This is a genomic window from Spirosoma horti, from assembly GCF_054776595.1.
On the sequence record NZ_BAAHBQ010000008.1, the window covers coordinates 106,911 to 120,055 of the forward strand.

The 13,145-nt window shown below is 50.0% G+C and carries 9 protein-coding genes; 7 read left to right on the forward strand and 2 right to left on the reverse strand.

From position 1 onward, the window contains the following. Positions 1 to 123 precede the first annotated feature (123 nt). The 5 genes from ACYVAM_RS24155 (at position 124) to bla (ending at position 6,740) form a co-directional block, all read left to right on the forward strand. On the forward strand, positions 124 to 3,549 hold the full coding sequence (locus tag ACYVAM_RS24155; RefSeq protein WP_461072373.1) for a ThuA domain-containing protein: 3,426 nt from the start codon (positions 124 to 126) through the stop codon (positions 3,547 to 3,549). Between the two features lie 42 nt (positions 3,550 to 3,591). Further along, positions 3,592 to 3,969, forward strand: coding sequence for a hypothetical protein (locus ACYVAM_RS24160; RefSeq protein WP_461071871.1), 378 nt, complete (start codon positions 3,592 to 3,594; stop codon positions 3,967 to 3,969). Between the two features lie 246 nt (positions 3,970 to 4,215). Continuing rightward, on the forward strand, positions 4,216 to 5,127 hold the full coding sequence (locus tag ACYVAM_RS24165; protein WP_461071873.1) for an alpha/beta fold hydrolase: 912 nt from the start codon (positions 4,216 to 4,218) through the stop codon (positions 5,125 to 5,127). Between the two features lie 96 nt (positions 5,128 to 5,223). Next, entirely contained in the window at positions 5,224 to 5,673 is a 450-nt protein-coding gene (locus ACYVAM_RS24170) for a RidA family protein (protein WP_461071875.1), read from the forward strand. 26 nt (positions 5,674 to 5,699) lie between these two features. After that, positions 5,700 to 6,740: a class A beta-lactamase gene (gene bla, locus ACYVAM_RS24175; protein WP_461071877.1), complete on the forward strand. Its 1,041-nt coding sequence runs from the start codon at positions 5,700 to 5,702 to the stop codon at positions 6,738 to 6,740. 54 nt (positions 6,741 to 6,794) lie between these two features. On the opposite strand, the gene ACYVAM_RS24180 is transcribed toward bla, so the two are convergent. Beyond that, the gene (locus ACYVAM_RS24180) at positions 6,795 to 7,892 is read right to left on the reverse strand and encodes a GntR family transcriptional regulator (protein ID WP_461071879.1); all 1,098 of its coding nucleotides are present in this window, start codon (positions 7,890 to 7,892) and stop codon (positions 6,795 to 6,797) included. A 503-nt stretch (positions 7,893 to 8,395) separates the two neighbouring features. Here ACYVAM_RS24180 and ACYVAM_RS24185 point away from each other — a divergent pair. Beyond that, complete coding sequence (locus tag ACYVAM_RS24185) at positions 8,396 to 10,819, forward strand: TonB-dependent receptor (RefSeq protein WP_461071881.1); 2,424 nt, start codon at positions 8,396 to 8,398, stop codon at positions 10,817 to 10,819. A 104-nt stretch (positions 10,820 to 10,923) separates the two neighbouring features. Further along, positions 10,924 to 11,388 (forward strand): 3-oxoacyl-ACP synthase, encoded by a 465-nt coding sequence (locus ACYVAM_RS24190; protein ID WP_461071883.1) that lies wholly within the window; start codon positions 10,924 to 10,926, stop codon positions 11,386 to 11,388. A gap of 35 nt (positions 11,389 to 11,423) precedes the next feature. Here the strand turns inward: ACYVAM_RS24190 and ACYVAM_RS24195 are convergent, their stop codons facing one another. Next, positions 11,424 to 13,052, reverse strand: a complete 1,629-nt coding sequence (locus tag ACYVAM_RS24195) for an amidohydrolase (protein ID WP_461071885.1) — start codon at positions 13,050 to 13,052, stop codon at positions 11,424 to 11,426. Positions 13,053 to 13,145: the final 93 nt, after the last annotated feature.

Consider the following 13,145-nt stretch of genomic DNA (forward strand, 5'->3'; position numbering starts at 1 on the left):
AGAATTGAATAAAATTTATTGTCTAAAAAAAAGACAATAAATAATTTACCGCTACATTTGCTTACCAATCGTTTGTAAACCGTTTCAGAAATGACAGCTAACCGTCTACTAGTCTGTGCCCTTATGTGGGGCTTATGGCTGGCTACCGCATCCGTACAGGCCCAGTCCCCCAAAATCAACGTATTAGTTTTCAGTAAAACAGCCGCCTTCCGGCACCAGTCCATCGAAGCCGGTAAAAAGGCACTGGCCAAAATGTCGGCCGAGAAGGGCTTTGGCGTCAGTTTCACGGAAGAGGCCACGCAGTTTACTGAAGCCAATCTGAAGAAATACAATACGGTTATCTTTCTTAACACGACAGGCGATGTTCTGAACGACGAGCAGCAATCGTCATTTGAACGCTATATCCAGGCCGGTGGCGGTTATGTGGGTATTCACGCGGCCACGGATACGGAGTATGAATGGCCCTGGTATGGTAAGCTGGCGGGAGCCTATTTCCTCGACCACCCAATGCCCAATAATGTGCAGAAGGGTAAGTTTATCGTGACTATGAAAAATCACTGGGCGACCAAAGGTATGCCCGATGAGTTTGACCGGACGGATGAGTTCTATAGCTTCAAGAACATCTCACCCAAAATAAACGTCGTTCTGAAGATTGATGAAAAGAGCTATACGGGTGGTAAGAATCCTGATTTTCACCCCATGAGCTGGTATCAGACGTATGATGGCGGACGTTCGTTTTACACCGCGATGGGCCATACCGACGAGTCATTTGCTGAGCCTTTGTTTCTGAATCACCTGTGGGCGGGTATCCAATACACGACCGGCGGTGATGCGCCCAAACCGCTTGATTTTGCTAAAGCCCGGCCCGAAGAAAACCGGTTCAATAAAGCCATTTTAGCCGAAAAGCTCGATGAACCCATGGAATTGACCGTATTGGGCGATGGGCGGGTCCTGTTCATACAGCGGAAGGGGGAAGTTCAGCTTTATAACATCAAAACCAAAGAGCTGAAAACCATCACCAAGATTCCGGTCAGCACTAAATATGTCAATAAAGAAGGCAAAGAGTCGATGGGCGAAGACGGGCTAATGGGTCTGAACAAAGACCCGAATTTTGCTCAGAATCACTGGATATATCTCTATTATTCAGACCCCAACGAATCCAAAAACGTACTGGCCCGCTTCGACTTGAAAGGCGATGAACTGGATATGGCCTCTAAAAAAGTGTTGCTGGACATCGCCACGCAACGCGAAGAATGCTGCCATACCGGCGGTTCGATTGCCTGGGACCGGTCGGGAAACCTATATCTCTCGACGGGCGACAATACGAATCCGCACGGATCGAACGGCTACAGCCCCAGCGATGAGCGGGAAGGACGCAGTGCCTGGGATGCCCAGAAGTCGTCGGCCAACACCAATGACCTGCGCGGCAAGATTATCCGCATAAAACCCCAACCCGACGGCACCTATACGATTCCTGAGGGTAATCTGTTTGCCAAAGGCACCCCAAAAACGCGTCCGGAAATCTATACTATGGGCCACCGTAATCCGTTCCGCATTTCGGTCGATCCCAAAACCGGTTACGTATACTGGGGTGAGGTGGGCCCTGATGCGGCCAAACCCGATGCTAACCGGGGGCCTGCCGGGCATGACGAAGTGGGCCAGGCGCGTAAGGCTGGTAACTTCGGCTGGCCACATTTCGTAGGCGATAATAAGGCGTATACTAAATATGATTTTGCCGCCAGCAAGTCGGGCGATAAATGGGATGTTAATGCGCCCACCAATACCTCTCCCAACAACACGGGTTTGACCGAGCTTCCTGCGGCCCAGAAAGCCTTCATCTGGTATCCGTACGATGGATCACCGGAGTTTCCGCTGGTGGGTGCCGGTGGTCGTAACGCTATGGCGGGACCTGTCTTTTACGCTGACGAATTCAAGGGTGCGCCCCAGGCTTTTCCAAAATACTACGACGGTAAACTGTTGGCGTACGACTGGATGCGCGGCTGGATCATGGCTGTGACGATGGATTCGGTAGGCAACTATCAGTCGATGGAGCGGTTTATGCCGAGTTATAAATTCTCCAATCCAATGGACATGGAGTTTGCTGATAACGGTGATCTGTACATGCTTGAATATGGCTCCGGCTGGTTTACGGCCAATGACGATGCCCGCCTGATTCGCATCGAATACAACGGAGGAAACCGCAAGCCACAAGTGCAGGTAGCGGCCAACAAACTGGGCGGATCGGCACCGATGAACCTAAAACTGACCGCGAAAGGAACGACGGATAGTGACGGCGACGCGCTGACCTACTCTTGGAAGATTACTTCGGGAGCCGGAGGAGCTAAATTCAGCAAGGTGATCAACACGTCGGATGCTAACCTGACGCTGGCCCAGGCCGGTGTCTACAAGGCGACTCTGACGGTGAACGACGGGAAAGGCGGCATCAGTTCGCAGTCGATGGATATTACCGTGGGGAACGAAGCGCCGGTGCTGACGGTGGAAATGCCGGGCGGCAACAAGTCATTTTTTACGCCGAACAAACCGTTCCGATACGATGTGAAAGTAAGCGATAAAGAAGATGGTACAGTAGGAAAAGGGATTGATCCCGAGCGTGTTGCGGTTAATATCGATTACATGCCCGAAGGCTTTGATCAGGTAGCCATTGCGCAGGGACACCGCTCGGCCGATGCCGGAGCGCTGTTGGCGGGCGGCAAAAAACTCATCGAAGCGGGCGACTGCAAAGCGTGTCACAGCCTGAATAAAAAGTCGATTGGACCGGCTTATGCAGATGTCGCCAAGAAATACAAGGGCGATAATGCATCGCTGGAACGGTTGACGAAGAAAGTAATTTCCGGGGGCAGTGGCGTCTGGGGCGAAACGGCGATGGCCGCCCACCCACAACTCTCCACCGCCGATGCTGCTGAAATGGTCAAGTACATTCTCAGCGTATCGAGCGAAGCCGCTCCCACCCGTGCGTTGCCAGTGAAGGGCAATTACACAGCCAGTCTGCCAGCGGGCGACAAGGGCAAAGGCGTCTATATCGTACGGGCTTCGTATGAAGATAAAGGCGCCAAGGGATTGCCTTCGCTGAAGTCGGAGCAGACGTTTGTGTTGCGGAATGCCAAAGCCGATGTGCATAGTTTCGACGTCTACGACAATGTGAATAAAATGTCTTATGGCGGAAACAATCTGGCCATTCCCAGCAAGTCGGGTGCTTATATAGCGATGAAGCAAGTCGATCTGAATGGCGTTACCGAGTTTCACATCATGGCCACCGCACCCAAACCCCAGCTGAATGCCAAAGGGGGTAAAGTTGAAGTGCATCTGGACAGTCCAACGGGTAAGTTACTGGGAGAATCATCGTTCCTGGAGCCTTCCGATAAAATGGATTTTAACCCGTCTCAATTAACGGTTCCGGTCAAACTGCCCGTTCCAATGGATGGCAAGCCGCATGATGTGTACTTCGTCTTCACGAATCCAAAGGAAGCACTCGGCAGTCTGATGGTGGTGATGGGTATCGAAGCCGTATTGGGTTCTGTCGGTCAGTAATCAAAAATTTTCCTAACAATTCACGTTTAACCCTTTAGTGCCATGAAAAAAGTAAGCATTCTTTTCTGTTTTATGCTGGTCATTGTGGCCATGAGCAGTATTGCACAAGCCCCTGCTCCGGCCGACTTCTTTGCCGGGAAATGGGACATTTTAGTGGCAGGAACACCTAATGGCGATACACAACTGGTGGCTAATCTGGTTCGGAAAGACGGTAAACTAACGGGCGAGATAACCACGCCTGCCGATACCACCAAGGGCGCTATTCCAATCACCAAAATTGAAGAAGGAACGGATAAGCTGGCCTTATACTTTACGGCCCAGGGCTACGATGTTAACCTCGATCTGGCTAAGGTGGATGATGATAACCTCAAAGGCAGCCTGATGAATATGTTTGATGCCAAGGCAAAGCGGCTGAAATAAGAGCTCGAGAGTACGCATTTTGTGAAATGAGGACGGGGGTTGAACCTTGTCCTCATTTTGCGTTTTAGCCATTTCTACAGACCTGATAAACGCAAAAAGTAGAGCTTTTTTGACTCAAAAGCATCCGAAAACGCGCCTGATATAACTTTCCGAAACAAAAGATGAATGAAAGCGAGAAACCCCGCTGAATTCCGCTAAAGTGTTTATTTTTACCCACCTACCTTACTTCCTTACTCCTTCCTCCCTATGAATAAACGATTACTCTGGCTTCTTCCCGTTCTGCTGGTCGGTGCGCTTTACCTGTATCCTACGCCTGAAAAAGACGCACTCGACTTATACACCGGCTCCGACAAAACACCAATCAATGGCCTGGCAACCTTTCGAAAGCTACCGACACGCGCTATTGATACACAAGGCTATACCTGGACGTACATGACGCTGGGAAAAGGCCCTAGAGCCATTTTGTTTCTGCACGGAATGACGGGTGGATATGACTTCTGGTGGCAACAAATGAACGCGTTTAGCCCTGCCTATAGAGTCATCAGCGTTACCTATCCCGCTGTCGATAATCTGTCTGAACTGGGTAAAGGCATCATGGCCATTCTGGATAAAGAAAAGGTCGATTCGACAGTTGTCGTTGGCAGTTCGCTGGGGGGCTACCTGACGCAGTATTTGCTGGCAACGTATCCGAATCGGGTAACGAAGGCAGTTTTAGGTAATACCTTTCCCAAGAACGATATCTACGAAGAGCAGAACCACAGCCGGGTTTCACTAGCTTCCTGGCTGCCCGAGTGGGTGGTGATGGGTGCACTCCGCCAAAACCTGACCAAGGTGGTGATACCCACTTCCGGGAATAATCCGCTGGTGGGAGCGCAACTGCTTGAGAACACCTATGGACGCATGTCGAAGGCGCAGTTTCTGGCCCGCTACCACTGTGTGATTGATAAATTCCAGCCCATTGACGGTAAACAGTCGGCAGTTCCATTGCTGATTCTGGAATCAGATAACGATCCTCTCATACTCCCCGAGCTGCGAACCAAGCTGAAACAATATTACACGACAGCGGAGGTGCATACCTTCCATCAGAAAGGCCATTTTCCGTACCTGAATGATCCCGAAGAGTACAATACCGTATTGCGGACATTCCTGTCGAAGTAAGTGCACAGAAAAATGAGTAACCACATCGACAGTCCAATGTGGTTATCAATATTCTTTTACTAAACTATTTATTATCAATCTGTTAACTTGTCTAGTATGAAACACCTTCTTCTTTGCCTCCTGGTTTTCAGTATCAGCCTTTCGGCATTTGGCCAAAACAAGAAAATTGTGCAACCGGGGAAGGCACCGGCAAATCCATATCCATTCAGTCCGGGGGTCATCAGTAATGGCTTGCTGTTTGTGTCTGGGCAGGTAGGCACGGACCCGCAAACGGGCAAACTGGTGTCGGGTGGGGTAGAAGCCGAAACCAAACAAACGATTCAGAACATCAAAACGGTACTCGACGCTGCGGGCGCTTCGCTGGATGATGTGGTGAGTGTAACGGTGTATTTGAGCGATATGGACGACTTCCCGAAGATGAACGTGGTCTATAAACAGTTTTTCAAGGAAGGAACGTACCCGGCCCGTACGACGGTAGGCGTTGCGAAACTCGTGTTCGGGTCCAGTGTTGAAATGACCATGACGGCCGCCCTGCCCAAAAAATAAATCAACCTTTCTCCCCGGATGTCTCAATGAACAAATACACCAGATTGCTTGTCCTGTTGCCTCTGTTCTGCGCAAACCTGTCCATTGCTCAAAAGCAAAAAGTAACAAAATCAACTGAGTCCGCAGCCGCCTTTACGGTTCCGGTTCGGCTTTCGCAGGAGCTTATGCGCCTGTCCGATATGTCGGGAGGGAAAGTGGGCATCTGCGCCACGCATATCGAGACCGGCAAGACCATCACGCAAAACGGGAAAGAAGGGTTTCCAATGGCTAGTTCGTATAAAGTGGCCATTGCCACCCAGCTGCTGACCCGAGTGGACAGCGGTAGCCTGACGCTGGCTCAACTCATACCCATCACAAAAAATGATTTTCATCCGGGTAGTGGCATGTTGTCGGATCGGTTCGACTGGCCCAACTCCCCGAATTCTGATGTTTCCTTATCGGTCAGAAGCCTGCTTGAACTCATGCTGCTGATCAGCGACAATAGTGCAACGGACGTTTGTCTCCGTTTGGCAGGAGGCCCTGCCGCAGTGAACGCGTGTATGAAGCGAATCGGCGTTGAAGGCCTGCGTGTCGATCGGCCGACGGCCTGGCTTATTGCCGATTGTGTGGGCATACCCATGGAAACGAATCAGGCCTGGTCGCCCGCTCGTTATGACTCACTGGCGAAATATAGTACGGCCTTAACGCGTGAAACCAGTTACGTAGCTTTCGAAAAGGACCCGCGCGATACCTCGACCCCGGAAGCGATGACGTTACTCCTAACGAAACTGTATACGCAGCCCGTGTTGAAACCAGCCAGTCAGGCGCTGATTCTCGATATTATGAAACGTTGCGAAACGGGACTTGCCCGACTAAAAGGAGCCCTTCCGCCCGATACGGAAGTGCTGCATAAAACGGGTACGATTGGACTGACCGCCAGCGATGTCGGCATTATTACCCTGCCAGGCAACGCAGGTCATGTGGCCATTTCGGTTTTTGTCAAATCATCGCTCAAAGATGGCGCTGTGCGGGAACGGACCATTGCGGAAGTAACCCGGACCATCTACGATTACTTTCTCTTTATGTAGGCAGTGCCCAGAGGACATTAGGCGGCAGTATAAGCCCCTCAAAATAAACCCGTTCTATAGTGACCCGCGCCGGATCATGTAGAACGGGTTTTTGACTTTTATACGCTTGTTGTCCAGCAGGAGCGAAGCGGCTGTATAGCCCATCGCTTCGAAATCGGTTGTGATAACTGTAATATTCAGTAACTCCTTGAGCGTCGTCTCGTTAAACGAAATCACACCGACATCATGACCAAGCTCGTAATTTGATTGCCGGGCTTTTTTGACTACTTCCGACAAGTCGGTTTCTTCAACGACCACATAGGCTGTGCCTTCCTGCAAATGCTCGTGAGTAGCGTTCTCTTTGATCGAAAATTCCTTGTTGTAGTTGATACAAAACGAACGAAACCCGTGGGCAATTTCAACGGGATAGTTGCCATCGCTGGGTAAAATAAGAACCATCCGGTTATACTTATCCAGCAAGTCCTGGGCGTTTTCCAGCGCTCCGCAAATATCCTTGTCGAAGTTCTGATGAACGCTCAGGGGTGATCCTGCCAGGTCAGATACATCTTTGTCCAGCAGCACCAGTTCATTGGACGGAATAGAAGCAAGCACCCGCATATAATCCGCTTTATCCAGGTCCTGCGTAAAATGCGGCATAACAACGTAGTAGTTGTATTTGCCCAGGTTCTTGGCAATGATTTCCTGGAAGTGGCAGGCGTTGTAATGGTGTATTTGCAGATCGACCGTTGCCTTGTCGCCGAGCGCTTTCAGAAACGCGTAATAAATTATTTTCTTGTATGAACTGAGCTTATTGAAAACCAGAAGGATCTTAATCTTGGCATCCATATTTGTCTGCACATAATAGCCCTTGCCCTGTACGGATGTAATATAGCCTCGCTCACGAAGTTCACGGTAGGCTTTCTCTACAGTGTCCCGGGCAAGGTAATACTCCACGCTCAACTCACTGATGGAGGGTAATTGTTCGTTGTTTTTCAGGACGCCCCGCTCAATATCGGTAATGACCGACTGCACAATCTGCTTATACTTAGGTGTCTTATCTTTCGGGTTGAACTGAAGTTTGTAGGCAGGGGAAAAGGCGTTGCTATAAACATCGACAAGATCACCGTATGGTTGACGACGACCAGGACCCGGAGACGTAAGTTTAGCAATCATACGATTCGATCTTTATGTACTATTCTGGGAGTGAACAAAGGCTATCCAGATCTTGGTAGCTGTAAATCTTTATAAGCTTCCGAATAATAACAGATATAAAGAAGCAATTTAAGCACTTTTTTTCTGCAAACGTTGCCGGTAGCGTTACCGAAAAGTATGAATGCCAGATTTAGTTGTAAAAAAATAAGGCACAAAGGGCCGGTAGCGTGATACTTCCTAGAGCTATATATTCAGCCAGACATAACTGAAATTGTATTTAAAGGCGAAATGAGTTATGCTATAGATCACCATTTTCGGCGCGAGTCAGTTAGTTCGGTAAGAGCCTATTTACTTAGCGCCGTCTAGAAGGCAAGCCAACAGGGACGATCGTTTCATTCTTGGAAAAGCTGAAATCAGGATAGAAAATCAGAGGTAGACTGGTAGATGACCGGCAGCCTTAGCTTTGCGTAGTAAATACGGTTTAAAAAGCCCATCCCTATCTTATCAGCACTGAACACTCAACTATGCCTAAGACTTTTACGAAACACCTGTTTATTGTTTTCTTCTTTTTCCCCGCATTTCTATATGCCCAGGGGCCAGTTTCTCGTCAGGCCTGGATTCGGGGTACGCTGGTAGATGAGAAAAAAGCTCCGATCCCATTTACGACCGTTGCGCTGCATCGAACCGCTGATTCTGTGCTGATCACTGGTGTGGTAGCTGACGAGTCGGGGGTATTTGCGCTACAAGCCAAGCCGGGTCGTTATTTTTTGAAAGTTAGTGCGGTGTCTTATCGCGAGAAAATTATACCGGCAATCAACGTAGATGAGCAGGATAAACAACTGGGCTCACTCGTGCTTGTGGCAAGCGCCAAACGGCTGGACGAAGTGGTTGTCAGGGGAGAGAAGAGCCAGATGGAACTGGCCCTCGACAAACGAATATTCAATGTTGGGAAAGATCTTGCCAATGCCGGAGGGACGGCTTCCGATATTCTGAAAAACATTCCGTCGGTGGCCGTGGATGGTGATGGCAATGTGAGTCTACGAGGCAGCAACAGCGTTCGGATTTTGATTGACGGAAAGCCATCGGGACTAGTGAGCTTCAAGGGGGGAAGCGGCCTGCAACAATTGCAGGGCAGTATGATTGAGCGGGTAGAGGTTATCACTAACCCATCGGCGCGCTACGAGGCCGAAGGCATGGGCGGTATAATCAACATCGTATTGAAGAAAGAACGAAAGGAGGGCTTTAACGGCTCGTTCGACGTAATTACGGGCTACCCAACCAACTTCGGCGCAGCAGCCAATATTAATTACCGGCGCAAAAACTTAAACTTTTTCGTCAATTACACAGCCTCTTTCCGAAATACGCCCGGCCGAAGCTCACTCTATCAGGAAGTGTATAATAACGACACCACCTTTGTGTATCGGCAGAACTCGACGAGTCGTCTTAAAGGGCAAAATAACAATGCCCGCGCGGGTATTGACTATTATTTTAACCCCAAAAGTATACTCACCGCTTCGTACACCTGGCGGCTCAGCAAAGGCAAACGCTTCTCGGATATTCAATACCTGGATTACAAGGTCAACACAAATAATGTGCTGCAAAGCATTACCAGCCGAACGCAGGACGAGACCGAAACCGAGCCTAATTCAGAATATGTCGTGAGTTATAAAAAGACGTTCGCCCGTGAAGGTCATGAACTCACCGCCGATGTGCGTTATCTGGATAACTGGGAAAAATCGGACCAGTTCTTTGCCCAGAAGACCACGCAGCCCGACGGCAACCCATCGACTATTCCAAGTACCTTGCAACGTGCGCTCAACGACGAAACCGAAAAGCAACTGCTGGTGCAGGTCGATTATGTGAGGCCGTTTGCCAAAGATGGGAAGTTGGAAGGGGGCTTGCGGGTTAGTTCCCGAAACATGACCAATGACTATTCGGTCACCCAGCAAAGCGCGGATAACACCTGGACGCCCTTACCCGGCCTGACCAATGATTTTTTGTACGTTGAAAAAATCAATGCTCTGTATGGGATCGTTGGTAACAAAGTCCGTAAGTTCTCCTATCAAATGGGGCTTCGGGCGGAGTGGACGGACGTAACCACAACGCTTAAACAAACGAATGATGTTAACCCGCGCAGTTACGCCAACTTGTTCCCGAGTGTACACGCTACGTATGATTTGCCCCGCCAGCATGCCCTGCAAATCAGCTACAGCCGTCGGGTGCGCCGACCGCAGTATAATGATCTGAGCCCCTTTATGACCTTCAGCGATAACCGCAATTTTTTCAGCGGAAATCCTGACCTGAACCCCGAGTTCACCAATGCGTTCGAGATCGGCCACATCAAATACGTCGAGAAAGGATCGATGAGTTCGTCGATTTATTACCGACATACAACGGGGAAAATCATTCGGATTCGGCGGGTCGATGAGTCGGGAAATTCGACGACCCGTCCCGAGAACCTGGCGACCGAGGATTCGTACGGTGCTGAATTTACGGGCTCCTACGCGCTCTATAAATGGTGGAAATTAGACGGCAGTGTAAACTTTTTTCGGGCGGTTACCAATGGCGGCAACCTCGATGCCAGTTACCAAAGTGATACCTACAGCTGGTTTACGCGTTTGATGTCGCGCTTCACAATCCTGAAAAGTACTGATTTCCAGCTCCGGGGTAATTATGAAGCACCCCAGAAAACCCCACAGGGCACCCGACAGGCCATTGCTACGCTGGATTTGTCGCTGAGTAAGGACGTACTGCGTAACAACGGTACGCTGGTACTCAACGTGATCGACGTGTTCAACTCCCGGCGCTATCGATCGATTACCGAAGGCGCTAACTTTTACACCGAAAGCAGTTCACAGGGGCGTTTGCGGCAAATAAACCTGACGTTCAATTATCGGCTGCATCAGGCTAAAAAGAAAGCCAAAGAGCCGGGTGAAGGCGAGTTTTAACGAATTGATGAAGCCGAATGAATGAACCTGTTTGGAATTAACGTTGTCTTTGTCGTGCTGTCCGTTATAGAAGAAGCAACGTTAACACCAAACCCAACCTCAAGTTGACAAACCTACATCAACAAACAAAAGCGGCTTTATTTGCCTTGTGCCAGGCGTATGTACAGAAACGCATCGACACGGCCCGACAGGCGATGGAAGCTGCTCAGGAAGCGGCCAACTCCGAGTCTAAAAGTAGTGCGGGCGATAAGTACGAAACTGGGCGGGCCATGGCCCAACTCGAACGTGACCGGCACGCTCAGTTACTTGCCGAAGCTCAGAAAGTAGAACGGGAGTTGACCCAACTCAATATTGATAAAACCTATGAGACGGTTCAACCCGGCAGCCTCGTCGTTACCAATCGAGGGCTATTTTTTGTCAGCATTGGGGCTGGTAAATTAGCCGTAGACGGAGTTGACTATTTCGCCGTTTCGGCGGCATCGCCCATTGCTTCGGCACTGGTCGGCCGGAAAGCCAATGACACCATTACGTTTAACAAGATGGTGTATCAGGTGATAGAAGTAAGTTAGGTGAGTACTACGATAGCTTACCTACCTTACCGTTTTTAATACACACGTTCTCCGCCAATCCAGGTTTGTTTTACTTTCGTCTGGCGCAATTGTGGGTTGGGCGCGGTCATAATGTCGCGGTCGAGTATGACAAAATCAGCCTGCTTGCCTGCGGCTATACTGCCCCGCAGGTGATCGTCAAAACAGGCGTAGGCGGCCCAACGGGTCATGGCCAGCAAAGCCGATTTACGATCAACAGCATTTTCCATCTGATAGCCGCCAGCCGGGAAGTTTTTGGCATCCTGACGAGCTACGGCCGAATGAAAGCCAAAAAGTGGATTGACTGCCTCGACGGGGAAATCGCTGCCAAAGGCAATCAGGCCATTCTGCTTCATCAAATCCTTAAAGGCATAGGCTCCTTTGACCCGGATCGGCCCCAGACGCTCGGTAGCCCAATACATATCAGAGGTTGCGTGCGTCGGCTGGACCGATGGAATAATAGAATACTTACCAAACTTCCAGAAATCGTCGGCCGATACAACTTGCGCGTGCTCGATGCGCCAGCGCCGATTATTCGTTCCTTTCAACAGTTTCCCGTATAGGTCAAGCATCAGGTGATTGGCCGAATCGCCGATACAGTGCGTATTGGCCTGAAAATTTGACGCATACAACAACTTGGTCACGCGCTCCAGCTCCGACGGGCCGAGGAGCAGAAAGCCGCCCGTTTGGGGCCGGTCACTATAAGGGCGTCGCAGGCAGGCACCGCGTGAGCCAAGTGCTCCATCGGCGTATAGTTTAAACGATTTTACCGTTAGTCGATCCGTTTGAAAAGGGCCCCGCTTGAGAAAATAATTCAGGTTCGGTTCGCCGAGGCTGATCATTGCATAATCGCGAATTTTCAGCTTAGACGCCTTTTGCAGACTGTCGATCAGATTAATTTCTTCGGGGCTAATGCCCGCATCGGAAACGGTTGTCAGGCCCAGCGATATGCATACTTTCTGCGCTTCCAGCAACATATTGGCTTTATCCGCCAAATCGGGCTGGGGAATAACGCGCTTGATTAATTGCATGGCGTTATCCACCAGAACACCAGTCGGCTGACCGTTTTGAAGAATAACTTCGCCCCCTGGCAATCTTGAGCCCGCCGTTACCTGTGCCAGCCGCAGCGCTTTCGAATTGACGAACAACGCGTGGCCGTCCACCCGCATCAGCGCTACGGGAACATCGGGGAAGGCAGCGTCTAATTTTTCTTTTGTCGGGAAGGTTTTTTCAGGCCAGTCATTCTGGTCCCAGCCACGACCCGTGAGCCACATAGCCTCCGGGTGTTTCTGGCGAAATGCCTTCAGTCGGTCAAGCAACTCATCGTATGAACTTGTGCCCACCAGGTCGGCCTGGGTAAGCACCTGGCCGAGGCCCAGGAAGTGGGAGTGGGGATCGTAGAAGCCGGGATAAACGGGTTGCCCGCCCAGATCGGCCGTACTATCGGCCTCATAGTCACTGGCCAGTTTGTTGGCCTGGCCAACGGCCAGAAATTTGCCATCCTTCACCACAAACGCATCGGCAATGGCGAAACTCGAATCGGCGGTATAAATGCGGGCATTTTTTACGAACAGATCAGCCTTCTTTTTTGATGAACAGCCTAAAAGGACCGTCATAAGAGACATTAGTAGCAGTAAACGGTGCATAATGGAGACTTAATGAAAAATGCAAGATAACTCAAAGTTAATAAGCTACCGAGTCAATCGCAGATTCTCTTACTTTTGTTATACGTGTCGTTG

Bases quoted from the DNA above. Each gene is read 5' to 3' on its own strand.
- ACYVAM_RS24155 (WP_461072373.1), top strand. From the start codon at position 124: ATGTGGGGCTTATGGCTGGCTACCGCATCCGTACAGGCCCAGTCCCCC.
- ACYVAM_RS24160 (WP_461071871.1), top strand. From the start codon at position 3,592: ATGAAAAAAGTAAGCATTCTTTTCTGTTTTATGCTGGTCATTGTGGCC.
- ACYVAM_RS24165 (WP_461071873.1), top strand. From the start codon at position 4,216: ATGAATAAACGATTACTCTGGCTTCTTCCCGTTCTGCTGGTCGGTGCG.
- ACYVAM_RS24170 (WP_461071875.1), top strand. From the start codon at position 5,224: ATGAAACACCTTCTTCTTTGCCTCCTGGTTTTCAGTATCAGCCTTTCG.
- bla (WP_461071877.1), top strand. From the start codon at position 5,700: ATGAACAAATACACCAGATTGCTTGTCCTGTTGCCTCTGTTCTGCGCA.
- ACYVAM_RS24180 (WP_461071879.1), bottom strand. From the start codon at position 7,892: ATGATTGCTAAACTTACGTCTCCGGGTCCTGGTCGTCGTCAACCATAC.
- ACYVAM_RS24185 (WP_461071881.1), top strand. From the start codon at position 8,396: ATGCCTAAGACTTTTACGAAACACCTGTTTATTGTTTTCTTCTTTTTC.
- ACYVAM_RS24195 (WP_461071885.1), bottom strand. From the start codon at position 13,052: ATGCACCGTTTACTGCTACTAATGTCTCTTATGACGGTCCTTTTAGGC.